Genomic DNA, 22,612 nt, shown 5'->3' on the forward strand with positions numbered 1-22,612 from the left:
AGCGCGACGACTCAATCGTCCCCAGTAAATTGCGAGATACTTTTCTTTGCAAGCCTGATGTTTTCCTTGCACTGGTCGATGAACACGCTGATCTGGATTTCCTTCGTCGCAGGATCGAGACGCAACCAGTTGATCAGCCGCGCCGACGCTGAAAGCTCCGCCGCATCGATCTGCGTCGCCGAGGGATTGAGATAGGCCATGAGATGGACGAGTTGCACGTCCGGCTTCCCGTTCGGCCGCACCAGCCGCACTTCTTCTTCAAGATCCTTGAAACCTTCGCCTGTGTCCAGATGAACGGTCGTCTTTCCGGCGGCATTCTTGCGCAATGAAAGTTCCGGAAAGTGCTTCGCGGCATCGGCAAGCGCCAGCAGGCGGCGAAGATAGATGATGAAATTTTTCCTTGGTGTGTGAGCCGCCAATTGCGGGGCGCCGAAGGTGAAGGCCGCCCGGTCATAGGTGTTCAACGTGGCGAAGCGCGCACCACCCTCGGCGGAAAGTGTCGGCGCGATAAAATAGGCCCATTGGCCGAGACCGGGGAAGTTATCCGCGGCATAGGTTCCGAACTGCTGCGTATCGCGGATCGCGGTCTTGCCCTGGAACAAGCCGAGCCGCCACATATCGTCGATATAATCGTCGATGGATGCGAAATTGAAGGCGAAGCCCGAAGCGGTCGTCGCCTTGAATGTCGTGCCGGTCTGGGCAATGCCGACGATGCCGTCGAAGGCGGCCGGCGTCGCCGGCAGCGGAATCACATCCGGCCCGCGCGGGGATTGGATCTGCTTGAAGTCGCGATCGTCCGCTGCCGCCGGCGCGATCGGGTAGGAAAGGCCCAGGGCCTTGGCCGTGTTGGGGCCCACCACACCGTCCACCTCCAGGCCTTTCATCACCTGGAACGACAGGACGGCCGCGCTCGTCAGCGGGCCAAACGCGCCGTCGATCGGCCCGGGATCCACCCCGTTGCGCGCCAGCGCGCGCTGCAGGGCGACCACCACGGCGCCCTTGAAAAAGGGCCGGCGCAGCCAGAGATAGCCGGCAGGCAGCGTTGCCGCCGCCGGGGTGGCGACCGCATCCGGCAGGGTCTCGCCGGTTTCATATTCGACGCCGGGAAGCAACCAGCCGATGCTCCAGGGGCGCGTCGCGGCCCGATCGAAAATGCCGACGCCATAGGCCGCGCCCCGCGCCTCCAGCGTACGGTCATTGTCCCCCATGGCGAACGCCACATGGCCGGTCTTGCCCGGCCCCGGCGCGCGGATGAGGGCTGCGCCGGGGATCTTCAGCGCTTCCTGCCGGGAAATGGCGGTGCCGGCCTTGCGGGCCTCCGCATACCAGTAACCGGAATAGGGATCGGCCTCCGACAGGCTCCGCGTCGTTCCGGCGCCGTAGATCCGGCCATAGGCCTGATAGGCGCACCAGGAGGTGAATTCCGCGCAATCCCACGGACCGGCCCAATTCGGATTATTGAGAGGCACCCGCGCGCCCCAGACATATTTCTGGCCGACACGCGTCTTGCCGATATCGATCACATCCTGGCCAAGGTTTCCCATCTGCGCCCCCGGATCCGCGTTTCGGAATCTCGGATCAGCCTGGAGCGACCCCGCCCGGAGGAAGGGCAAGCCCCCGCCGGGGGATATCGCTCCCGCCCAAGCTCCCTAAGGGAAGAAAATCACAACCCAGGGTTATAATAAATAGGGATTTCCTCCTCCACCGCCTGCGCGCGGATTATTTTAGTTTAGACGGCTCATAACGCGCCTATGCGGGCGCACGTCGCAAAAAGCGACGCATATAGGCGCTTGAGTATAAGTATTTACGCCCGCAGCGCAGATCCGCCGCGATACGCGCCAAGGGAAGAATTACATCCATGGTTACACCTATGGCCTGACTGCACCACATCTTCCCGGCCCGATCGTGCGCGGGGACGGCATGGAAGAAGCGACCCGGCAGCCGGCTTGCCGGCCGCGATCCTTCAGGCGACCGGGAACGTGCCCTCCAACACCGTTTCGGCGAGCGGCCAACGCCATCGCCTGCGCGCCGATCCTGGCTGCGGGGGTGGATGCGGCGGTGGGTCCGGCGGTGGGTGCGGCGCACGATCCCGCGAGCGGCCGCCGCATGGGATGCCAGCTGAGCGCTTCGTTGATAAGGAGGGCGCGCGCGACGCGCGCGTTTTCCATTCGTCGATGGAGCCCGAGATGCAAGTTAAAGCCTATGCCGCCCAATCATCCACGACGCCGCTGGCGCCTTTCGCCATCGAGCGGCGCGCGGCCGGCCCGAAGGATGTGGCCATCGACATCCTGTTCTGCGGCGTCTGCCATTCCGACCTTCACGCCGTGCGCAGCGAATGGGCCGGCATCATGTATCCGGCGGTGGCCGGCCACGAGATCGTCGGCCGCGTGACCGCCGTGGGCGGCGAGGTCAGCCGCTTCAAGACCGGCGACCTCGTCGGAGTGGGCTGCATGGTGGGAAGCTGCCGCCATTGCTTCTCCTGCGATGACGGCCTCGAACAATATTGCGAGGGCGAGCACGGCTTCATCCAGACCTATAACGGCGCCGTGCGCGGCGGCGTCCCGAACACCTATGGCGGCTATTCCGAGGCGATCATCGTGGACGAGCATTTCGTCCTCGCGATCCGTCATGATGTGAAGGACCTCGCTGCGGTCGCGCCCCTCCTGTGCGCCGGCATCACCACCTGGTCGCCGCTGCGCCACTGGAAGGCGGGCCCGGGCAAGAAGGTCGGCATCGTCGGCATCGGGGGCCTCGGCCACATGGGCGTGAAGCTCGCCCATGCGCTCGGCGCCCATGTGGTGGCCTTCACCACCTCCGCCGCGAAGCGGGAGGAAGCCCTGAAGCTGGGCGCGGACACGGTGGTGGTCTCCACCGACCCGCAGGAGATGGCGGCCCACGCCGGCAGCTTCGATTTCATCCTCAATACGGTGGCGGCGTCCCACAATCTGGACGTCTACACCGCCCTTCTGAAGCGCGACGGCACGCTCACCGTGGTCGGCGTCCCCGCCCATCCGCACCCCTCGCCGTCGGTGGGAACCCTGATCTTCGGCCGCCGCCAGATTGCCGGCTCGCTCATCGGCGGCATCCGCGAAACCCAGGAGATGCTCGACTTCTGCGCCGAGCACGGCATCGTCGCGGATATCGAGATGATTGCCATGCAGGACATCGAGGCGGCCTTCGCCCGCATGCTGAAAAGCGACGTGAAGTATCGCTTCGTGATCGACATGGAAACGCTCAAGCAGGCGGCCTGAGCGGTTCGGCCGACGCGGCGCGGGCCGCCGATCCAATCATGGGCGGCCCGGCCCGATCCCTCCGCCTTGTGCCCGTGTCCCTTGACACAGCTCAAGGCGCAGGCCCGCAGGAATGTCGGACACTCTTCAAATAGCTGTCTCCTGCCGTGCCGACACCCCCGCGATGAAGGAGGCGCCTGCGATGAAGGAAATGCCTTCGATGAAGGACGCGCCTTCCATGAAGGACTTGCCGCTTTCGCAGGTGTATCAATTGATCGAGCCTGGGCCGGTGGTTCTGCTCACCACGCGCCACAAGGGGCGTGCGAATGTCATGACCATGTCGTGGCATATGATGGTGGAGTTCACCCCGCCCCTGATCGCCTGCATCGTCAGCAGCGGCGATTTCAGCTTCACCGCCCTGCGCGCCACGAAGGCGTGCGTCATCGCCATTCCGGCCGTGGAGCTTGCGTCCAAGGTGGTCGCGGTGGGCAATTGCTCCGGGCGCGAGACGGACAAGTTCGCCACCTGCGGCCTCACGCCCCTGCCGGCCGCCCAGGTGCCGGCGCCGCTGGTTGCGGAGTGCTTCGCGAACCTGGAATGCGTGGTGCGGGATACGCGGCTCGTGAATGCCTATAATCTCTTCGTTCTCGAAGTCGTCAAAGCGTGGCACGACCCGAAGCAGAAGGCGCCGAAGACCATTCATCACCATGGATACGGGACGTTCCAGGTGGATGGCGAGACGATCACCCTTCCCTCCAGGATGCCGTAACGCGCGCCTGACGCCGAGGGTGCTGGCGGCGCGCGGGGAGCGTGCGAATTGCCGCCGCGGAGCGTTATCTGTGGTTGCAAATGACACGGCCCTGCACCACACTTTGCCGCGTGAGCGACTTCATCCGGCCGCCGAAAGACCGATCGGATGGGTGCCTGCGCCGGTCATTCCCCAGTGTTCAAATTATTCCAAGTATTCCAATTATGCGGCGAACGCCCTTCGCGCAGATGACGTATTCGAACGCAGATCAAAGTCCACGCGTGTCGGATTAAGCACAGCATCCCGTTATTCTTCGGAGGCGCCGCGCCTCCGGCAAGCCGGTTCCGCATGCGGTTGCGACCGCCGGACCGGGCATGCGACAGGGAGGGGTCGATGGACGAGACCACGGATGCCGGCCCGCCCACGGAACCCGAGGGAGTGCGTTTCGCCCTCGGCGCCCGGCGCGAATTCTATGGCGTGCGGCGGTTCCTCACGAAGGAGGGGCAGGACGCCGCGGGCCTGCGCATCCCCGTCGATGTCTATTTCAAGGACCCGCTCGTGGCGGCGGAATTCCCGGGCGTGGGCATCGATACCGGCTTCACGGTGCCGTGGGAGCCGGGCATCGGCGACGGGCCCACGAGTGCCCGCTTCGCCGTGGTGGATTTCGACGCCACCACCGGAACGCTCAGCCCGCCGGCGCGCTGGGATGCCGCGAACGGCGTCTTCCGGGGCGTGTCCGACGAAATATTGGACCAGCACGCCACCGACACCACCCAATATCGGCAGATGAGCACCTGGGCCGTGGTGCAGAACACGCTCGATCATTTCGAAAACGCCTTCGGCCTCGGCCGGCGCATCCTCTGGGGTTTCCAGGGCAATCGCCTGATCGTGGTGCCCAACGCCGGATATGGCCAGAACGCCTATTACGACCGGCAAAGCAAATCCCTGCAATTCTACTATTTCGACGACGGGGATGCGCGCGTGCATACGTGCCTCTCCTCGGACATCGTGGTCCATGAGCTGGGCCATGCCATCCTCGACGGCATTCGTCCCTATTTCCTGGAATCAGTCACGCCGCAGACCGCCGCGTTCCATGAATTCGTGGGCGATCTCACGGCGATCCTCATGGTGTTCCGCAACAACCGGTTCCGAAAGGAAATCGCCAAGCGCGCCGGCGACAATCTCGCGGGAGAGGTCCTGCTGTCCGGCATCGCCCGGCAATTCGGCGAGGCCGCGAAAGGCCAGGACTATCTGCGCAGCGCGACCAATGAGCGAACCATGGCCAATCTTCCGACGAGGCTGGAGCCCCACGACGTCTCGGAAGTGCTCACGGGCGCGATGTTCGACTTCCTCCTGCGCGTATCGGTGCAATATCGCACGCGGGGCAAGAACATCTCGGTCGCCGACGCGCTCTGGTACACGGTGCAGCGCGTGCAGACCATGGCGATCCAGGCGCTCGACCTCCTGCCGCCGGTGGAGGCGACTTTCGCCGATTATGCCCGCGCCATGCTGCGTGCGGAAGCGGTGGCCAATCCCACGGACCCGGCGGGCTACCGCAAGATGCTGGCGGACGTGTTCATCGCCCGCGGCATCCTGGATGGCGAAGAAGGCGCGGCCCTGCTCGCGCCCGATTATGTCTTCGCGCCGCTCGCGCTCGACGTGTTCCACGACGTGCGCGACATCGCCAGCTCGCGCGCGGCCGCCTATCGCTTTCTCGACGACAATCGCAGAAGCCTGTTCATTCCCTACGCCGTCGATCCGATCATCGCCGATGTCTTCACGGCGGAAAAACTGTCGCGCGCGGGGCAGCGCCTGCCCAAGCAGGTGATCCTGCAATATGTCTGGCGGGAGGAGATGGTTCTGGAAGGTCCGCGCTTCGGGGCCTATGCCGGGCAAACCACCAGCCTTCTGTGCGGCGGCACCCTGGTGCTGGACGAGAACGGCAACACGGTCGCCTGGGCGCGCAAGCCCGGCGCCCAGGCGTGCGGCACCGGCAAGCGCGCCCTCGCGGAGGCGCAGGAGGGCGCCGCGCGGCGCGCGCGGTATCTGGACGACCTCGCCGCCAGCATCGGCGGCGGCAAGGTGGGCGCGGAAGTCGGCGGCGCGGCCGGCCTGATTGCCGAGGCCGTGCCCCTGTTCGCGGCACGCACCGTGGACGGAACGCTGCGCTTCGAACTGACGCCCCACGTCTCGGCCGGGCACAATCACAATGCGGAAGCAACGGGAGGACGGCCATGGCAGATGAGCTCCTGATCCGCGTCTACGATGTGGGCCTCGGCGATTGCATCTTCTGCCGCATCCCCGGCGCCATGCGCGTGGACGGGGCGGCGGCCGACTTCCACATGCTCATCGACTGCGGCAGCTGGAGCGGCGGCCGGTTCCTGGAAGCCGCGCTGAAGGATCTGGCGACCCTCCTGCCCGACACGGCGGGCGGCAAGAAGCGGCTCGACCTGCTGGTGATCACCCACGAGCACAAGGATCACATCGCCGGCTGCGATCCCAAGCTGTTCGCACCGTTCAAGATCGGCGCCATCTGGATGAACGCCGCGATGGACCCGGACCACCCGCAGGCCAAGGGCACGCAGAAACTGCACGCCGTGGCGCTGGCCGCCATGCGCGGCCTCACCGCGTCCGGCCTTGCCCTGAGCCCGCAGGTGCAGGACCTCGCGGACATGTTCGGCATCGACAATGACGGCGCCATGGCCGCCCTGCGCGAGGGCCTGCCCAAGGCGAACGCCATCACGCCCCGCTATGTCGAGGCCGGGAAGACCAACGCCGATTACGGCCTGCCGCTCACCGGCGCCGCCATCCACGTGCTCGGCCCGGAGGCGGACATCGACCGCTTCTATCTCGGCAAGACGGCGCCGGCCGCCCACGCCTTTTCCGCCCTCAGCGCGTCCGGCGCCCTCGATGCCCCCGCGCCCAGCCCGCCGTCGGCGGACGCCCCTTCGGCGCTGCCCGCCAATATCGCCGCCGCGGACTTTCGCCAGCTGCGTTCGCGCATGTTGTCGAGCGCGCTCGCCTTCGCCGCGCTCTCCAGCAAGGTCACCAACAATTCAAGCGTGGTGCTGCTGGTGGAATGGCGCGGCAAGCGGCTGTTGTTCGTCGGCGATGCCGAATGGGACGAGCCCTACAAGGAGGGCAAGTCCAACGGCGCCTGGAACGTGATGTGGAACCAGCGCCGCCAGCAGCTCGGCGGTGCGCTGGATTTCCTCAAGATCGGCCATCACGGCAGCGAGAATGCCACCCCCTGGGCGGACGGGGCGGCAGGCGATTTCCCCGAATCCACCGCCATTCTCGACGCCATCCTCCCGCTGCCGGCCCCCGGCGCGGCGGCGCGCGCCTTCGCCGTCGCCTCGACGGAGCGTTCCAAATACAAGACCATTCCCCGCACCGCCTTGCTCGCCGAGATCGGTCGGCGCGTCGGCAATGGGCAGAATTACCAGGACCGCTTCCAGGCCGTGGGCAAGGATGTCTCCGCCATCCCGAAATATCGCGATTTCGAGCACCAGGACATAAATGCTCCGCAGCCCCAGCGCACGGACCTGGAACGGATTCTCACCGGCAGCAGCTTCGTCGACGTCATTTTAACCGCATAAGCGGCGCGGCTCACCCGAACGCGGCCATAAAGGCATCGCAGGCCGCGGATTGAAAGCCGCGCCGGCGGATGAAGACGGTCTCCATCCGTGCCAGCACCTGACATGCCACGCCCGGCACGGGCGGGTGCAGATCCAGCACGGAGCGCGGGATCACGCCGAGGCAGCCGCCGGCGACGATGCAGGCGATGATCGCGTGATAGGAGCGCAGATCCAGCGGCCGCAGCACGTGCTCGCGTGTGCCGGAACGGGCCAGCCACGTCTCCACCACCCGGCGATAGGTGCACCCCGCCTCCAGCGCCGCGAGCCGCTTCACCTCCAGATCGTCCGCCGTGCGCACGGGCGGGTGGCTGGCGGGGAGCACCAGCATCAGCTCTTCCTCGAACACCGCGCGGCTTTCCAGATCCGGGACGAGCGAGGGGTCGGAGCCCTCCTCCCCCGGCAGGCGGGCCACCAGGGCGCAATCGAGCCCATGCCCCAGCACATCCGCCATTAGGGCGCGGCTGGTGCCGGTCTTCAGTTGAAGATCCACGTCCGGCCATGCGCGATGGAAGGCGGCGAGAGGGCCCGGCAGGCGGCTTGCCGCCGTGCTCTCCATGGCGCCGATCCGCAGCCGCCCCGTGGGACGGCCGGGGTTCAGGGCACCGCGCGCCTCGGCGCCGAGCGAGAGGATCCGCCGCGCGAAATCCAGATAGGTGCGCCCTTCGGCGGTCAGATCCATGCGCTTGCCCTCACGCAGGAACAGGGCGGCGCCGAGATCCTCTTCCAGCTGCCGCAGGCGGGTCGTCACATTGGACGGCACCCGGCCGAGGCGCTCCGCCGCGCGGGTGACGCTGCCCGTCTCGGCCACGGCCACGAAAATTTCAAGGGTGGAGAAATCCAAGGCGCGCCGCTCGCTTGATCTGATTTTGAGAATGATTTAAGAATTATATTCTCATTTGCAGAACGACCCGTCAACGCGATACCCACGCTCCCCGATATGATCGCGCACCCGGCGCCGCCCGCGCCGCGGTTCGCGCCCCGTAAAGGCAAACGCCATGACCCAATGGCCCGACCGCCGCATCCTCGACCTGTTCGGCATCGAAGTGCCGATCCTGCTCGCGCCCATGGCCGGCCCCGGCTCGCCCGAGCTGGCGGTCGCGGTGGGCCGGGCGGGCGGGCTCGCTGCCCTGCCCTGCGCGCTCCTGACGGCGGACCAGTTGCGCGCCAATCTCGACGCGGTGCGTCCCGGCCTTGCAGGGCGCCCGCTCAACCTGAACTTCTTCTGCCACACCCCGCCGCAGCCGGACCCGCAGGGAACCCTGCGCTGGCGGGCGCGCCTTGCGCCTTATTATCTGGAACGCGGGCTCGACCCCGAAGCGCCGATCCCGGCCGGTGGCCGCGCGCCGTTCGATGACACGTTCTGCACCATCGTCGAGGCCGAGCGGCCGAAGGTGGTCAGCTTCCATTTCGGCCTGCCCGACGCGGCTCTGCTGGCGCGCGTGAAGGCCACCGGCGCGAAAATCATCTCCTCCGCCACCTGCGTCGCCGAGGCGGTGTGGCTGGAACAGCACGGCTGCGATGCGGTCATTGCCATGGGGCTGGAGGCCGGCGGCCATCGCGGGCACTTCCTGAGCGACGACCTGGCCCGCCAGTCCGGCACTTTCGCCCTGGTGCCCCAGGTGGTGGATGCGGTCTCGGTGCCGGTGATCGCCGCGGGCGGCATCGCCGACGCGCGCGGCATCGTCGCGGCCCTGGCGCTCGGCGCGTCGGCGGTGCAGATCGGCACCGCCTATCTGTTCAGCCCCGAGGCGAACGTGCTGCCCGTGCACCGCGCGGCGCTGGATGCCGCCGACGACCAGAGCACCGCGCTCACCAACCTGTTCACCGGCCGGCCCGCACGGGGGCTCATGAACCGGATCATGCGGGAAATCGGCCCGCTCAGCCCGGATGCGCCGAGCTTCCCCCTGGCCGGAGGCGCGCTCGCGCCGCTACGGGCCGAAGCGGAGGCGGAGGGTTCGGACGCCTTCACCAATCTATGGTCCGGCCAGGCCGCGCGCCTCGCCCGGCATTTGCCGGCGGGCGAACTCACCCGCCGGCTCGCGGCGGAGACCCTGGAGAAGCTTGGGCGCTGAAACCGCCACGGGATCGCGCGATCCCGTGGCCTGTGATCACGCGGGGCCGGCGCACGGCTCCGCGGCAGCGCGCGGTCAGCGCGCGGTCAGCGCGCGGTCAGCGCGCGGTCAGCGCGCCTTGGGCAGCCGGCCGAGGAAGTCGAGGGTGGTCGCGGCGATCTCCTCGCCATAGGTTTCCAGCGCGAAATGGCCCGCATCATAAAGATGCACCTCGGCCTTCGGCAGGATCGTCCTGAAATATTCGACGCCCTTCATGGTGAAATAAGGATCGTTCTTTCCCCAGACGATCAGCGCCGGCGGCTGCGCGCCCTTCAGGAATTCGCCCCAAGCGGGGTAGGAGGCGACGTTGGTCTGATAATCGGTGAAATACTGGAGCTGGATGTCCGTATTGCCCGGGCGGTCGAGCCCCGCCTGGTCAGAGGTCCAGGCATCGGGCGACAGGCGCTCGGGCCGGGTCGTGCCATGGGTGTATTCGAACTTCACCCCGTCCGGCGTCAGCAGCTCGCGGATCGGCTTTTCGGTCTCCGCCGACCGGTTTTTCCAGAACGGCGCGAGCTGGGCGACCACATCCGGATTCCAGCCTTCCGCATTGGCGACCGCGTTCTGGATGATCAGCCCGCGCAGCCGGTCGGGATGCTTGACGGCGAGGCGGAGACCCACCGGCCCGCCGTAATCCTGCACGAACAACACATAGGATTTCGCCCCCACCGCGACGGTGAACTTGTCGATGAGGTCCGCGACCGCCGCGAACGTGTAGGGAAACGCGCCCGTGCCCAGCGCCGGGGCCGAACTATAGCCGAAGCCCGGATAGTCCGGCGCAAGCACGCGATACTTGGAAGAGAGCTTGGGAATGAGATCGCGATACATGTGCGAGGACGAAGGAAAGCCATGCAGAAGCAAAAGCACCGGCGCGTCCTTCGGCCCGGACTCGCGATAGAAAATCTCCAGCCCGTCGATGGTCACGGTCTTGGACAGGACCGGCTGCGCCGCCTCGGCCCGGGCGGCGGTCGGGGCCACGGCGGCGGGAAGGATCGACATGGCGCTGAACAGCGTGGAGGCGAGCAGGCCGCCGCGCCAGAAGCGGGCGAGCTTGGAGGACGGCGGAAGGGCAAGGGACGGCATGGGAATTTCCGTAACTGTTGATTTGTGACTTCAACGGTGTCTGAGAATCTGAAACCTGTCAATGTAATTTTTAACAGTTACATGCGCGGCGAACGGCGCCGAGCGGACGTGCGAAGGCACGCCCGGCGGGTGCCTCCGAGCGTGCCATTGGTCTCCCCCTTCCTCCTCCTCCCTCCCCCTCCTCCCCCGAGCTCCGCCGAGCAACGCGATCCGCATCACCCCGCGGCAGGGCGCAGCCGCCCTCAATGCGGCAGGCGATCCTTGATCTTGGCGAGCCCGGCGGCCGCGCAGGCCTCGTCCTTTTCGCCCCCCGGCGCGCCGCCGACGCCGATCGCCGCCACGCTTTCCCCGTTGGCCGTCACGGCGACACCTCCCGCCAGCAGGAGGATGTTCGGCAGGCTCGCGAACGCGGGCGCATTGGGATTGCCACGCATCTTCTCGACGAAGGCCCCAAGGCTCTCGAACTTGAAGATCGGCCCGAGCGTGACGACCGTGTAGGCCTTGCGAAAGCTCGTATCCTTGGTGTGGACCGTGCTGTGATCGCCCTTGGCGAAGGCGATGGTTTCGCCCGAGGCGTCGACCACTGCGGCCGAGACATCGTAGCCGCTGGCGCCGCAGGCCCGCACGGCCTCTCCCACCGCCTCCATGGCCAGCGCCAGCGGCAGGCGATAGCCGCTCCCATGGACCTGGGCCATGGCCGGCGGAAGGCTTGCAAAGGCGCACGTCAATGCCAGGGCGCGCACGGCCAGACGCCGGGCCCGAAGGGTCTTCAGCATGAAAATCTCCACGGAAAGCAAAGCCGCGCCCGCACGGCACTCGGCAGGGCAGCGTCGCCATAGGGATCGGGCCGCAGCGCCAGGGGCACTTGCGCGAAACCGCTTTGCGACTAAATTGGTGGTTACAAGCGACAGATGTAACCTGTAAATAATTTTTGAAAGGTTTCTTGCGTGACCGACACCGAAAGGGAGTCCGGTGATCTGCGGGACGGCATGCCCTTTCTGGGCGGGCGGCTATGGATTGATTTCGTCAATTCCGCCCCGGCCGCTTTCGGCGATTTTCTCGCGACGGAAGACGGCTGGGCGCGGTGGCGCCGGGCAGCGGGCCTGAGCGCGAACGGCCCGGCCGAAGCCGCGCGGGCCTTCCGCGCCCACCTCGCCGTGCTGTTTGAAGCCATGCTGGCTGAAAAGGCGCCGCCGGCGGACGCGCTCGCCGCCGTCAACCGCGAGCTGGCGAAGATTGCCACGCACCGCCGGCTCGAACAGGCGGACGGCGCGCTGACGATCCGCGATGCGCCGGACGGGCCGATCGGCCCCCTTGGGACCATCGCCCTCGACTTCGCGGATTTCGTGGGCGCGTTCGAGCCCCATCGTATGCGTCATTGCAACGGGCCGGACTGCACCCTGGTGTTCTACGATACCGCCCGCAACGCCACCCGCCGCTGGTGTTCCATGGCGCTGTGCGGCAACCGCCACAAGGTGCGCAGCCACAGGGCCCGCAGATCGAGCCTGCATTGCGACTGACCGGGCCCGCCGGCGCGCCTTCTTCAAGCACGCCGGCTTCCGCTTGGTCCGCAACCGCCTGGTGGGGCGCCAACCCGTTTGGTCGCTAAAGATGTACAATCCTTCCGCCGCCGCCACACATGCGGCCGGCCGCATCTTCAGGCGACGGTCGCCGGGTAGTTCTGTGGGAACAGGGCGCGCAGGGCGACCTCGTCCATCTCCTGCTTGAAAGTCACATTGCTGCCCACCGCGCGGGCCCGCACCGCCGCCGGGCGCGCATCCACCCGCTCGAACCAGCGCTTGAGATGGGGGAAGGCCCCGAGCGGATCTTCCTCCACGCCCAGCGCGAACGAGGCCCGCGTCAGCCAGCCCCAGGCCGACATATCCACGATGCTGATCTCGTCGCCCACAAAAAACGTCCGCCCGGAGGCGAGGCGCTCGTCCAGCAGGTGGTAATGGCGCTCCACTTCGCGGCGATAGCGATTGATCGCATAGGGCAGCTTTTCCGGTGCGGCGCGCTGGAAATGCACCGACTGGCCGGAATAGGGACCGACCCCCGTGGCGATGAACATGAGCCAGGACAGCAGGTCGCCACGGTCGTGCGGGCGTCCGAGGAAGCGGTCGATCTTCTGTGCGAGATACAGCAGGATCGCGGTGGAATCGAACACCGCCGTCGGCCCGCCAATCCCGTCCGTATCGACGATCGCCGGCAGCTTGGCGTTGGGATTGATGGCGCGGAAGGCCGGAAGGTGCTGCTCGCCCTTGCGGGTGTCCACCGGGACCACCTCATAGGCAAGCCCGGCTTCCTCCAGGAACAGCGCCACCTTGTACGGATTGGGCGTGGGGTGGAAATAGAACTTGATCATCGAAGCTCCATGGGCGGGGAGGAGACAGGAAAAGCACGCGCCTTCAGAAGGCGCGATGGCTGGAGACGGCGGCTTCCAGATCGGCCTTGATGGTGCGGAAACGCTCGTCGAGCGCCTCCGGCTCATCGCGGTTTTTCGTGATCATGGCAAGCCGCGCCGCGCCGCCGCGGATCACCTCGCGGGCATTGCTCTCAAGCCCCTCGATGAGGCCGTCGGCCACCGCTTCAGGGGTTTCGCGCACGAAGCCGAGATCGGGGCCGGCCTTGTTGGTGGCCAGCATCGGCGTGTCGGTGGCGGTGGGATAGAGCGTCATCACATGCACCCCCTCGCCGATCAGCTCGCGGCGCAGCGCCTCGCCGAACCGGCCGAGCCCCGCCTTGGCGGCGGCATAGGCCCCATAGAACGGCCCGCCCACGAGCCCGAAGCCGGAGGAGACGTTGACGATGGCCGCGTCCCCGCTCGCCCGCAGCAGGGGCAGCGCGGCGCGCGAGAGCAGGATCGGCGCGAGAAGATTGAGGTCGAGCATGGCCTCGATCTCCGCTTCGGGGATCTGCTCCAGGCGCCCGGCGCGCACGTTGCCGGCATTGTTCACCAGAATGTCGAGCCGGCCGCCGAACGCGGCGGATGCGGCGGCGATCAAGGCCGCCCGGTCGGCGGCGACCGTCACGTCGCAGACCTGAACCTGCGCCGAGCCGCCGGCCGCGCGCACCAGGGCCGCGGTCTCCTCGAGCGGCGCGAGCCGACGCCCGGCCAGCAGCAGGCGCGCCCCCTTGCGGGCGAAGGCGAGCGCGGCCGCGCGGCCGATGCCGCTGCCCGCGCCGGTGAGCAGAACGCTCTTGTCCTCAAGCTTCATTGTTCTTCTCCGTGGAGGGGGTTGCCGAAAGCGTGGCGATGCTGGCGGCGGTCTGGCCGAACAGGAGGCTCTTGCCGGCCTCGGTCACCGCCGGGCGGGTCTGGAACGGCTCGCCCTTCGCGTAGGCCGCAACGGTCGCCGGGCGCGCCGCGATACCCGCGAACCAGCGCTTGAGATGGGGAAAAGCCTCGAGATCCTGCTGCTGGCGGCGCCAGGGCACGACCCAGGGATAGATCGCCATGTCGGCGATGGAATAGTCCGCGCCGGCGACGAACGGCACGAGCGCCAGGCGCCGGTCGAGCACGCCATAGAGCCGGTTGGTCTCCTTGACGTAGCGCTCCATGGCATAGGGGATGCGTTCCGGCGCATATTGCACGAAATGGTGGTTCTGCCCGGCCATGGGGCCAAGACCGCCCACCTGCCAGAACAGCCATTCCAGCACCGCCTTGCGGCCGCGCACGTCGTTCGGCAGGAAGCGCCCGGCCTTCTCGGCGAGATAGACCAGGATGGCGCCGGACTCGAACACGCTCACGGGCGCGCCGCCGTCGGCCGGATCGGGATCGGTGATCGCCGGCATGCGGTTGTTGGGAGAAATGGCGAGGAAGTCCGGCTTGAACTGGTCGCCGGCGCTGATGTCGATGGGGTGGATGCGATACGCGAGGCCCAGTTCCTCCAGCAGCATCGTCACCTTGTGGCCGTTGGGGGTGGGCCAGTAGAACAGCTCGATCATGCACCTTCTCCCTGCGAGGGGCCGGGCCGCGGGTCCGGCGCCTGCTCGTCCTTCAGATCCGCCAACACGTTCAATATTTCCTCGGGATCGAGGCGATTGCGGTAATCGGCATCGACGTAGGACATCAGCACCCGGCCGTCGGGGGCGACCACGAAGGTGCCGGGCACGGGCAGGCGCCAGCGGGCCTCGCCATTGATCTGCGGCAGCTCGATGCCGTTGCGGGCATAGGCCTCGCGCAATTGCGGCGGCAGCTCGCACACCAGCCCGTAGGTGGCGGCGACCGCATTGCCGACATCGCTCAACACCGGAAAGGCAAGGCCGCCGGTGGCGACCGTCTCCCTGGACCGGTCGGGCAGCTGCGGTGAGATGGCGAGCAACGCCCCGCCCAGGTCCCGGATGCGGGGCAGCGCCTGCTGGTACGCGCGCAGCTGGAGATTGCAGTAGGGGCACCATCCCCCACGATAGAAGGTGAGGACCACCGGCCCCTTCGCGAGGATTTCGGCGAACCGGACATCCTCCCCCTGGGCATCCGGCAAGATGAAATCCGGCGCCGCCTGGCCGGCGCTCAAGGCCACGTCGAGCAGCCCGGAGCGCCGCAGATCCTCGATCGCCCCCTCATAGAGCGAGACCCGGTCGCGCGGCGCCTCGCGCTCGAAGGCGGCCCGCCGGGCCGCGAGATCCTGGACCAGGCTCATGCGAACACCTGCCCGGCGGCATGCGCCGGCTTCAAGGGGAGACGCCCCGGCGCCTTCGAAGCGCGGCGGGAAGGCCGGGCATCGAGGGAAAGCGGAACGGGGATGTGCGGCGGGAAGGACATTTGCAATGCGAAGGACAATTGCGATGGGAAGGACATGGGCGGTTCCACCAGCAGCATTCGCCGGGCATTTGATCTGATCCCGCGATTTCCAAAATCCCGGTCGATCGCATATGATTCATTCTTCAAAGGAATGAATGGGGCCACCTTGGACCGATTTGCGTCCCTCAGCCTGTTTGTGCGCGTGGTTGAAACCGGCAGTTTTTCGGCCGCTTCGCGCGCGGCGGGAATCTCCCAGCCCACGGCCAGCAAGCAGATCGTGGAACTCGAGCGCCACCTTGGCGCCCGCCTGCTCCAGCGCACCACGCGAAAGCTCAGCCTGACCGAGGCGGGAACGCGGTTCTACGATCATGCCAAGCGCCTGCTCGCGGATCTGGCGGAGGCCGAATCCAGCGTCTCGCGCCTCCAGGATGCGGCGGTGGGTACCTTGCGGGTGGGCGCGCCGGTGGCATTCGGGCGCCTGCACATCATGCCCGAGCTGCCGGAATTCCTGCGCCTCTATCCCGGCCTCGCCGTGGATCTTTCGCTCAACGACAGGTTCGTGGACCTCATCGAAGAGCGGGTCGACGTGGCGATCCGCATCGGCCGCCTGTCCGACATGAACCTGATCGTGCGGCATCTCGGCGAGAGCCGGCGTGTGCTGGCCGCAAGCCCGGCCTATCTCGCCGCGCGCGGGGAACCGCGCACGCTCGATGATCTGCACGACCACGATTGCATCCTCTACCGATACCTCGCGACCGGAAACGAATGGCCCTTCACCGGGCCGTCCGGGCCGGTTTCCGTGCGCGTGAGCGGCAGCTTTTCCACCAACAGCTCCGAAGCCATCCGCGCGGCCGTGCTCGGCGGCATGGGCATCGCGATGGTGCCGTTCTGGATGGTGGGGGACGCGCTTGCGAGCGGCGCGCTCAAAGCCCTCCTCACCGACCATGTGGCGCCGGGCACCGATATCAGCGCGCTCTACCCGCCCACCCCCCACCTCGCCCCAAAGGTGCGGGTGTTCATCGACTTCCTGCGGCGGGCGCTGCGGCGCAGCGCGGCCCGGTGGGGCGCCTGAGTGGCGCATCATTCCATCTGGCGAAACAATCAATTACAAACGCGGTGGATTATCGTTTCTGCCAGACGAGATCATCTTCCGTCCACGGGTGCCGGCGATCGGCGCCCCAACGGAGGACGATCCCATGTCTGACATTTCCAGCCCCCGCATTCCGACCCCCGCCACCATCGAGGACGCCCCCGCCGCCGCCCAGCCGCTGCTGAACGCCGTGAAGGCCCAGCTGGGCAGCGTGCCGAACCTGTTCCGCCTCGTGGCCAACAGCCCCGCGGCCCTGGAAGGCTATCTCGGGCTCAATGCCGCCCTCGGCAAGGGCGAGTGCCGGCGGCGACGCGCGAGCGCATCGCCATCGCCATCGCAGAGATCAACGGCTGCGATTATTGCCTCTCGGCCCACACCTATCTCGGCCATGCGCTTGCCAAGCTGGACGCGGCCGAGATCGCCGCCAACCGCGCGGGCACCTCGACCGACCCGAAAGCCGACGCGGCGGTGCGCTTTGCCGCCAGCGTCGCGCGCCAGCGCGGCCATGTGGAGGCAAGCGAAGTCGCGGCTGTAAAGGCGGCCGGCTATGACGACGGCCAGGTGATCGAGATCGTGCTTCACGTCGCCCTCAACACCTGGACCAATTACATCAACGAAGTCGCGCAGACCGAGATCGACTTCCCGGTGGTCAACACGCGCAAGGCGGCCTGACCCGCACGACGTTCCCGCCGGCCGGCGCCGCTGGCCGGCAGGACGCGCGCAGAGGCCCCTCACAGGAGGCACCGATGACCTCACCCTTATCCGTTCCGAGCGATGTCGCCTTTTCCCCGGCGGTGAAGGCGATCCAGGCCCGCAAGGGCTCGCGCGCCGGCTATCGCCGGTTGGAGGAGACCGGCGGCTGGCGCGACGCGATCACGCCCGATCTCGCCGCCTTCCTTGCGGCGCAGACGAGCATGTACCTCGCCACCGCCAGCGCCGCCGGCCAGCCCTATATCCAGCACCGGGGCGGCCCCGCCGGCTTTCTGCGGGTGCTGGATGACCACACGATCGCGTTTGCCGATTTCAAGGGCAACCGGCAATACATCACGCTCGGCAATCTCAGCGAGAACCCGGCCGCGCACATCTTCCTGATGGATTATGCGAACCGCCGGCGCATCAAGATGTGGGGCACGGCCCGGGCGGTGGAGGACGATCCGGCCCTGCTGGAGTCCCTGCGGGTCGCGGGCTACAAGGGCGTGCCGGAACAGGCGCTGGTGTTCACGCTCACCGCCTGGGACATGAACTGCCCGCAGCATATTCCCCAGCGTTTCGAGGCGGCCGATGTCGCCGCCGCGCTGGAGGCGCGCGACCGGCGCATCGCCGAGCTGGAAGCGCAGCTGGCGCGTCTCGGGAACGGCGCGGGGTGAGAGGGCGGCGCGCGAACATGCGGGCCGGGGCGCTGAACGCGACGGCGAACCCGCGCCCGTACCGCATCGCAACGGATCAACACATCCGTGATATTCTCTTCCAAGCACGCGATGCGCGTTGCGCGACCGGCGCGGCGGATGATTTGATCCGCCCGTGTTTGCGCCATGGTCGACCGCCCGGGCCGGCCGGAAGAAGCGGAAAGTATCCGCCACCGACGCGCGCCGGACATTCAAGGGAGAGAAAATGAAAACGAACGCCCCCAAGAGGGCCATTGCCTGTCTTGTCGCCGCATTCTGCATCGCCTTTTCAACCGCGCCGCGCGCGGAAACCTCCACAGTGCGGATCGGCCTGCAATATGGCCTGGTCTATCTGCCCATTGTGGTGGCGGCCGAGGAAAAGCTGTTCGACTCGCAGGCCAAGGCGCTGGGACTGCCGGGCCTTGAGGTGACGCTGAACCGTTTCTCCGGCTCCGCGGCGATGAATGACGCCCTGTTCTCCAACAGCATCGATTTCGGCGCGTTCGGCATCGCGGGGGCGCTGATCGCCTGGGACAAGACCCGCGGCCGCCAGCAGGTGAAGAGCCTCGGCGGCCTGTCGGTGATCACCTACACGCTGTTCACCAACCGGCCCGAGATCAAGGCGTTCAAGGATTTCACGCCGGATGCGAAGATCGCCGTGCCGGCTTTCAACTCGCCCCAGGCAATTCTGCTGCGCGTCGCCGCCCAGCGCGATCTGGGCGACAAGGGCAAGGCCGATGCGCTCATGGCGAGCCTGCCCCATCCCGACGCGACCGCGGCCCTGCTGGCCGGCCAGGCGATCGGCGGCTATTTCGCCACCCCGCCTTTCTCCCAGATCCTGGAGCGCGACCCGAAGATCCACAAAATCCTGGTGTCCGCCGACCTGTTCGGCGGCAAGGAGGCGACCGCCGCCACGCTCGCGGGCATGCAATCCTTCGCCGATGCCAATCCCAAGGCGGCCCAGGCGCTGCTCGCGGGGCTGGACGAAGCCTGCAAGCTGATCCGCGCCGACCCGAAAAAGGCGGCGGAAATCTATCTGAAATCGGAGAGCGTCCAGCTCGCCCAGGCGGAAGCCGAAAAGATCATCAGCGACGGCTCGATCATCTACCAGACCGAGCCGCAGGGCGTGATGACCTATGCGAAATACATGGTGGACCAGGGCATGATGAAGAAGATGCCGGAGAAATGGCAGGATGTCTTCTTCCCCTATATCGCCGACCGCAAGGGCGATTGAGGGCGCGGCACACGCCGCGCGGACAGCGGAAGGGCGCCTTCGGGCGTCCTTCCCGGCATGCTCAATCGGAGACCAGATAGCGCGCGATGGTGTCGCGCAGCAGCGCGATGATCTCGTGCTCGCGCCGCTCGATGTCCTCCAGCACGCCGGAAACCGCGATCACCATGGGCCGGTTGCGGCGCTCGATGCCGTCGGGCAGCGGCATGGCGAGCGCGCCCGCGCCGGGCGAGACCAGCGCGCGGGAGAAGAAATAGCCGGCGCGCCGCGCCTCATGCACATGGCCGAGCGCGGCGCGATAATCGATGCGCGGCCGCTCGCTCGGCGCCTCCGCATTGGTGCGCGCGACCAGGGCGCGCACCTCCTCGTCCGGGGCGCGCATCAGCAGGGCGAAGCCGGTGCCGGACCACGCCAGCAGGCGGCGCGAGCCCTGGGGCACGTGGTAGCGGATCGGCGTCGTCGCCTGCACCACGTGGATATATTGAGAATAGATGCCGTTGCGCACGGCGAGAATGATGGTGTCGCGGCTTTCCCGCGAGACTTCCTCCATCAGGCGCAGCAGGCGGCCGTTATGGACCGGCCCCTCGTTCAGCCAGGTGCCGAGCAGCGCCACGCGGGCGGTGGGCAGGAAGGTGCGCCGCACCCGGTCGTAATCCAGATAGCCGAGCTGGGCCAAGCTCTTGAGCAGCGCCGAGGTGGACGATTGGGGAAACTGGAGATGCGCGGCAATCTCCGTCACGCGCGCATCGCGCTGGATCTCGTCGAAATATTCCAGAATCCGCAGCACCCGTTCCGCCGATTTGACGACCGGGCTGTCCGCCATATCGCCGACCGCCGTGACCGGGCGGACCCCATCGTCTTCTTGGAAGATCTTTGATTTTACAGGCGTTCGCATGGCCGCTCCCGTTACGTGCGCGCCGCAATTGATCACATATCTGATGATTTTTCCATATATGTGTAATGCGCTTGCCGCGCCCCCCGCGCGGATGCTTTCTTCCCCTCAACAACACCGCGCCCCGCAAAGCCACGGGGGATAAGCGGAGTGCCAAGGGAGCGCCGCCCATATGCAAAGCTTTCGATTCGGCTTCGACCATCTTCCGGCGGAAGCCGAGCAGGTCCGGCAGGATGTTCGCGCCTTTCTGCAAGCAGAGCGCGACGCCGGACTTTTCGTTTCGCATCGCTGTTCGTGGAGCACGTTCGACCCCGCCTTCTCCAGGCGCGCGGCGGCCGCAGGATTTGTCGGCGTCACCTTGCCGAAAGCCTATGGCGGGCAGGAACGCTCCAGCCTCGTGCGCTTCGTCGTCACCGAGGAGATGCTGGCGGCCGGCGCCCCCTGTGGCGCCCATTGGATCGCCGACCGGCAATCCGCCCCGCAGATCCTGCGCCACGGCACCGAATACGCGAAGAACCTCATCGTACCGCGCATCTGCGCCGGCGAATGCTATTTCGGCATCGGCATGAGCGAGCCGGATTCCGGCTCCGATCTCGCCGCCGTGCGCACCCGCGCCACCCGTACCGAAGGCGGCTTCGTGCTGAACGGCTCGAAGATCTGGACCACCAATGCCCACCGCGCCCATTATCTGATCGCGCTGGTGCGCACCGGCGATGCCGGGCCGGACCGCCATGGCGGGCTGACCCAGTTCATCATCGACATGTCGGCGCCCGGCATCGTGGTGCGGCCGATCTACGATCTCTCGGGTCATCACGAATTCAACGAGGTGTTCTTCACCGACCATCTGGTGCCCGATGCGCTCATGGTGGGCGAGGAGGGCCAGGGCTGGGACATGGTCACCCAGGAGCTGGCCTTCGAGCGCTCCGGCCCCGACCGCTTCATGTCCGACTACCGCCTGCTCGTGGAACTGGTGGACCGCATCGGCCAAGAGCCCGACCGCCAGCAGGCGGTGGAGACCGGGCGCCTCGTCGCCCATATGGCCGCGCTCATGAACATGTCGGCGTCCGTCGCCGCTCTGCTGGGCCGCAACGAGATGCCGAACGTGGAAGCGGCCCTGGTGAAGGATGTCGGCACCGCCTTCGAGCGCGATATTCCCGAGGTGGCACGCCGCCTGATGCCGGTGGAATCCAGCCTCGATGCGCAGGACGATCCGTTCGCCGAGACGCTCGCGGACGTGATGCTGCGCGCCCCTTCCTTCACGCTGCGCGGCGGCACGCGGGAAATCCTGCGCAGCGTCACCGCGCGCGGCCTCGGACTGCGCTGAGACATCCCATGCTCGATATCAACACCGCCCCCGCCGCGTCCGGAGAGGACGATTTCGCCGCCATCCTGCTGGAGCAGACCGACCGCCTGCTGGCCCACCACGTCACCCCCGCCTGCCTGAAGGCGGCCGATGAGGGGGCCTTTCCCGTCGCCGCCTGGGCGGCGGTGAGCGAAGCCGGGCTGCCCCTCGCTTTGGTGCCGGAAGAGGCGGGCGGCGCCGGGCTTTCCGCCGTCACCGCCGGCCAGATCCTCCGCCGCGCGGCCTATCATGCCTTGCCGGCTCCGCTCGCCGAAACGCTGATGGCGCAGGCGCTCTGGACGCGCGCGGGCGGCGAGGCCGCGGACGGCCCGGTGACGCTCGCCACCGGCACCGCCCTTGCGCTTTCATTCGACGGTGAAGGCGCGGTGCTGAGCGGAAGCCTCGCCTCGGTGCCCTGGGGCGCGCGGGCAAGCTTCATCCTGCTGATCGCTCAGGACGGCGACGGCGTCGCCCATCTCGTGCTGCTGCCCCATGCGGACCGGCCGGTCCGCACCCGTCGGAACGTGGCGAACGAGCCGCGCGACGGCCTCACGCTTGAGGGGGTGCAGGTGAGCGCCGGCCACATCCGCCCCTTGCCGGCCCTGCTTGCCGATGCCGACGGGCTGATGATGTTCGGCGCCTTCATCCGCGCCCAGCAGATGGTGGGCGCGATGGAGCGCTGCCTCGATCTGGCGCTGACTTATGCCAATGAGCGCAAGCAGTTCGGCAAGCCCATCGGCCGCTTCCAGGCGGTCCAGCACATGCTCGCCGAGGCCGCCGGCCAGTGCGCGGCGGCGGGCGCGGCGGCGCAATTGGCGGCCTCCGCCTGGGGCGGGGCGCAGTTTCCGTTCGCGGTGGCGGTGGCGAAGGCGCGCTGCGGGGAAGCCGCCGGCAAGGTGGCGGAAATCTGCCACCAGGTGCACGGCGCCATGGGCTTCACCCACGAGCACCCGCTGCATTTCTTCACGCGCCGCCTGTGGGCCTGGCGCGACGAATTCGGCCGCGAGGCCCATTGGCAGGAGCGCATCGGCCGCGCGGTGTGCGGCCGGGGCGGAGACGCGCTGTGGCCCACGCTGGTGGCCCTGCGCCCTTGCGGCGCGCAGGATTGAGGAGAGCAA

General features: G+C 67.4%; 20 protein-coding genes and 1 pseudogene. 12 read left to right on the plus strand and 9 right to left on the minus strand.

Annotated elements, in window-relative coordinates; genetic code table 11:
• Positions 1-11: 11 nt before the first annotated feature.
• Positions 12-1,544: a peptidoglycan-binding domain-containing protein gene (locus V5F84_RS17775; RefSeq protein WP_394041447.1), complete on the minus strand. Its 1,533-nt coding sequence runs from the start codon at positions 1,542-1,544 to the stop codon at positions 12-14.
• A 642-nt stretch (positions 1,545-2,186) separates the two neighbouring features.
• On the opposite strand from V5F84_RS17775, the gene V5F84_RS17780 reads away from it, so the two are divergent.
• The 4 genes from V5F84_RS17780 to V5F84_RS17795 all read left to right on the plus strand — a co-directional run bounded on the left by V5F84_RS17780 (position 2,187) and on the right by V5F84_RS17795 (position 7,577).
• Positions 2,187-3,251 (plus strand): NAD(P)-dependent alcohol dehydrogenase, encoded by a 1,065-nt coding sequence (locus V5F84_RS17780; protein ID WP_394041448.1) that lies wholly within the window; start codon positions 2,187-2,189, stop codon positions 3,249-3,251.
• Positions 3,252-3,468: 217 nt separating this feature from the next.
• A complete protein-coding gene (locus V5F84_RS17785) occupies positions 3,469-3,999 on the plus strand; it encodes a flavin reductase family protein (protein ID WP_394041740.1) in 531 nt (176 codons plus the stop codon).
• 372 nt (positions 4,000-4,371) lie between these two features.
• On the plus strand, positions 4,372-6,231 hold the full coding sequence (locus tag V5F84_RS17790) for a gluzincin family metallopeptidase (RefSeq protein ID WP_394041449.1): 1,860 nt from the start codon (positions 4,372-4,374) through the stop codon (positions 6,229-6,231).
• Complete coding sequence (locus V5F84_RS17795; protein ID WP_394041450.1) at positions 6,213-7,577, plus strand: MBL fold metallo-hydrolase; 1,365 nt, start codon at positions 6,213-6,215, stop codon at positions 7,575-7,577. The genes V5F84_RS17790 and V5F84_RS17795 overlap by 19 nt, the downstream gene beginning before the upstream one ends.
• 10 nt (positions 7,578-7,587) lie before the next feature.
• Here the strand turns inward: V5F84_RS17795 and V5F84_RS17800 are convergent, their stop codons facing one another.
• Entirely contained in the window at positions 7,588-8,457 is an 870-nt protein-coding gene (locus V5F84_RS17800) for a LysR family transcriptional regulator (RefSeq protein WP_394041451.1), read from the minus strand.
• Between the two features lie 154 nt (positions 8,458-8,611).
• On the opposite strand from V5F84_RS17800, the gene V5F84_RS17805 reads away from it, so the two are divergent.
• Positions 8,612-9,688 carry an NAD(P)H-dependent flavin oxidoreductase gene (locus V5F84_RS17805; RefSeq protein ID WP_394041452.1) on the plus strand — a complete coding sequence of 359 codons (1,077 nt, stop codon included), beginning with the start codon at positions 8,612-8,614 and terminating at the stop codon, positions 9,686-9,688.
• Between the two features lie 108 nt (positions 9,689-9,796).
• On the opposite strand, the gene V5F84_RS17810 is transcribed toward V5F84_RS17805, so the two are convergent.
• Positions 9,797-10,810, minus strand: coding sequence for an alpha/beta fold hydrolase (locus tag V5F84_RS17810; RefSeq protein WP_394041453.1), 1,014 nt, complete (start codon positions 10,808-10,810; stop codon positions 9,797-9,799).
• Positions 10,811-11,052: 242 nt separating this feature from the next.
• Complete coding sequence (locus V5F84_RS17815) at positions 11,053-11,586, minus strand: GlcG/HbpS family heme-binding protein (RefSeq protein WP_394041454.1); 534 nt, start codon at positions 11,584-11,586, stop codon at positions 11,053-11,055.
• A gap of 171 nt (positions 11,587-11,757) precedes the next feature.
• Here V5F84_RS17815 and V5F84_RS17820 point away from each other — a divergent pair, with 171 nt between their 5' ends.
• Entirely contained in the window at positions 11,758-12,330 is a 573-nt protein-coding gene (locus V5F84_RS17820) for a CGNR zinc finger domain-containing protein (RefSeq protein ID WP_394041455.1), read from the plus strand.
• Between the two features lie 137 nt (positions 12,331-12,467).
• Here the strand turns inward: V5F84_RS17820 and V5F84_RS17825 are convergent, their stop codons facing one another.
• From V5F84_RS17825 to V5F84_RS17840, 4 genes are read right to left on the minus strand one after another with little or no spacing between them, the layout of a single operon-like run.
• Positions 12,468-13,175, minus strand: coding sequence for a glutathione S-transferase family protein (locus V5F84_RS17825; protein WP_394041456.1), 708 nt, complete (start codon positions 13,173-13,175; stop codon positions 12,468-12,470).
• Positions 13,176-13,218: 43 nt separating this feature from the next.
• On the minus strand, positions 13,219-14,028 hold the full coding sequence (locus V5F84_RS17830; protein ID WP_394041457.1) for an SDR family NAD(P)-dependent oxidoreductase: 810 nt from the start codon (positions 14,026-14,028) through the stop codon (positions 13,219-13,221).
• A complete protein-coding gene (locus V5F84_RS17835) occupies positions 14,018-14,758 on the minus strand; it encodes a glutathione S-transferase N-terminal domain-containing protein (RefSeq protein WP_394041458.1) in 741 nt (246 codons plus the stop codon). The genes V5F84_RS17830 and V5F84_RS17835 overlap by 11 nt, the downstream gene beginning before the upstream one ends.
• Positions 14,755-15,453, minus strand: coding sequence for a peroxiredoxin-like family protein (locus V5F84_RS17840; RefSeq protein WP_394041459.1), 699 nt, complete (start codon positions 15,451-15,453; stop codon positions 14,755-14,757). The genes V5F84_RS17835 and V5F84_RS17840 overlap by 4 nt, the downstream gene beginning before the upstream one ends.
• Before the next feature lie 267 nt (positions 15,454-15,720).
• On the opposite strand from V5F84_RS17840, the gene V5F84_RS17845 reads away from it, so the two are divergent.
• From V5F84_RS17845 to V5F84_RS17860, 4 genes and pseudogenes are all read left to right on the plus strand, one after another.
• On the plus strand, positions 15,721-16,626 hold the full coding sequence (locus V5F84_RS17845; RefSeq protein WP_394041460.1) for a LysR family transcriptional regulator: 906 nt from the start codon (positions 15,721-15,723) through the stop codon (positions 16,624-16,626).
• A gap of 124 nt (positions 16,627-16,750) precedes the next feature.
• A pseudogene (locus V5F84_RS17850) lies at positions 16,751-17,316 on the plus strand (carboxymuconolactone decarboxylase family protein).
• A 74-nt stretch (positions 17,317-17,390) separates the two neighbouring features.
• Positions 17,391-18,011, plus strand: a complete 621-nt coding sequence (locus V5F84_RS17855) for a pyridoxamine 5'-phosphate oxidase family protein (RefSeq protein ID WP_394041461.1) — start codon at positions 17,391-17,393, stop codon at positions 18,009-18,011.
• 244 nt (positions 18,012-18,255) lie between these two features.
• Complete coding sequence (locus tag V5F84_RS17860) at positions 18,256-19,263, plus strand: ABC transporter substrate-binding protein (protein ID WP_394041462.1); 1,008 nt, start codon at positions 18,256-18,258, stop codon at positions 19,261-19,263.
• Positions 19,264-19,324: 61 nt separating this feature from the next.
• Here the strand turns inward: V5F84_RS17860 and V5F84_RS17865 are convergent, their stop codons facing one another.
• On the minus strand, positions 19,325-20,155 hold the full coding sequence (locus V5F84_RS17865; protein ID WP_394041463.1) for an IclR family transcriptional regulator: 831 nt from the start codon (positions 20,153-20,155) through the stop codon (positions 19,325-19,327).
• 169 nt (positions 20,156-20,324) lie between these two features.
• Between V5F84_RS17865 and V5F84_RS17870 the strand changes: the two genes are divergently transcribed.
• Both V5F84_RS17870 and V5F84_RS17875 read left to right on the plus strand, forming a co-directional pair.
• Complete coding sequence (locus tag V5F84_RS17870; protein WP_394041464.1) at positions 20,325-21,476, plus strand: acyl-CoA dehydrogenase family protein; 1,152 nt, start codon at positions 20,325-20,327, stop codon at positions 21,474-21,476.
• A gap of 8 nt (positions 21,477-21,484) precedes the next feature.
• Positions 21,485-22,603 carry an acyl-CoA dehydrogenase family protein gene (locus tag V5F84_RS17875; RefSeq protein WP_394041465.1) on the plus strand — a complete coding sequence of 373 codons (1,119 nt, stop codon included), beginning with the start codon at positions 21,485-21,487 and terminating at the stop codon, positions 22,601-22,603.
• The last annotated feature ends 9 nt before the right edge of the window (positions 22,604-22,612 follow it).

This window comes from Roseixanthobacter liquoris (assembly GCF_043195135.2).
Taxonomy (GTDB): Bacteria; Pseudomonadota; Alphaproteobacteria; order Rhizobiales; family Xanthobacteraceae; genus NCEH01.

Excerpts from the sequence above, each read along its gene's own strand:
- V5F84_RS17775 (WP_394041447.1), bottom strand. The coding sequence starts at position 1,544 with ATGGGAAACCTTGGCCAGGATGTGATCGATATCGGCAAGACGCGTGTC.
- V5F84_RS17780 (WP_394041448.1), top strand. The coding sequence starts at position 2,187 with ATGCAAGTTAAAGCCTATGCCGCCCAATCATCCACGACGCCGCTGGCG.
- V5F84_RS17785 (WP_394041740.1), top strand. The coding sequence starts at position 3,469 with ATGAAGGACTTGCCGCTTTCGCAGGTGTATCAATTGATCGAGCCTGGG.
- V5F84_RS17790 (WP_394041449.1), top strand. The coding sequence starts at position 4,372 with ATGGACGAGACCACGGATGCCGGCCCGCCCACGGAACCCGAGGGAGTG.
- V5F84_RS17795 (WP_394041450.1), top strand. The coding sequence starts at position 6,213 with ATGGCAGATGAGCTCCTGATCCGCGTCTACGATGTGGGCCTCGGCGAT.
- V5F84_RS17805 (WP_394041452.1), top strand. The coding sequence starts at position 8,612 with ATGACCCAATGGCCCGACCGCCGCATCCTCGACCTGTTCGGCATCGAA.
- V5F84_RS17810 (WP_394041453.1), bottom strand. The coding sequence starts at position 10,810 with ATGCCGTCCCTTGCCCTTCCGCCGTCCTCCAAGCTCGCCCGCTTCTGG.
- V5F84_RS17815 (WP_394041454.1), bottom strand. The coding sequence starts at position 11,586 with ATGCTGAAGACCCTTCGGGCCCGGCGTCTGGCCGTGCGCGCCCTGGCA.
- V5F84_RS17825 (WP_394041456.1), bottom strand. The coding sequence starts at position 13,175 with ATGATCAAGTTCTATTTCCACCCCACGCCCAATCCGTACAAGGTGGCG.
- V5F84_RS17830 (WP_394041457.1), bottom strand. The coding sequence starts at position 14,028 with ATGAAGCTTGAGGACAAGAGCGTTCTGCTCACCGGCGCGGGCAGCGGC.
- V5F84_RS17835 (WP_394041458.1), bottom strand. The coding sequence starts at position 14,758 with ATGATCGAGCTGTTCTACTGGCCCACCCCCAACGGCCACAAGGTGACG.
- V5F84_RS17840 (WP_394041459.1), bottom strand. The coding sequence starts at position 15,453 with ATGAGCCTGGTCCAGGATCTCGCGGCCCGGCGGGCCGCCTTCGAGCGC.
- V5F84_RS17855 (WP_394041461.1), top strand. The coding sequence starts at position 17,391 with ATGACCTCACCCTTATCCGTTCCGAGCGATGTCGCCTTTTCCCCGGCG.
- V5F84_RS17860 (WP_394041462.1), top strand. The coding sequence starts at position 18,256 with ATGAAAACGAACGCCCCCAAGAGGGCCATTGCCTGTCTTGTCGCCGCA.
- V5F84_RS17865 (WP_394041463.1), bottom strand. The coding sequence starts at position 20,155 with ATGCGAACGCCTGTAAAATCAAAGATCTTCCAAGAAGACGATGGGGTC.
- V5F84_RS17870 (WP_394041464.1), top strand. The coding sequence starts at position 20,325 with ATGCAAAGCTTTCGATTCGGCTTCGACCATCTTCCGGCGGAAGCCGAG.
- V5F84_RS17875 (WP_394041465.1), top strand. The coding sequence starts at position 21,485 with ATGCTCGATATCAACACCGCCCCCGCCGCGTCCGGAGAGGACGATTTC.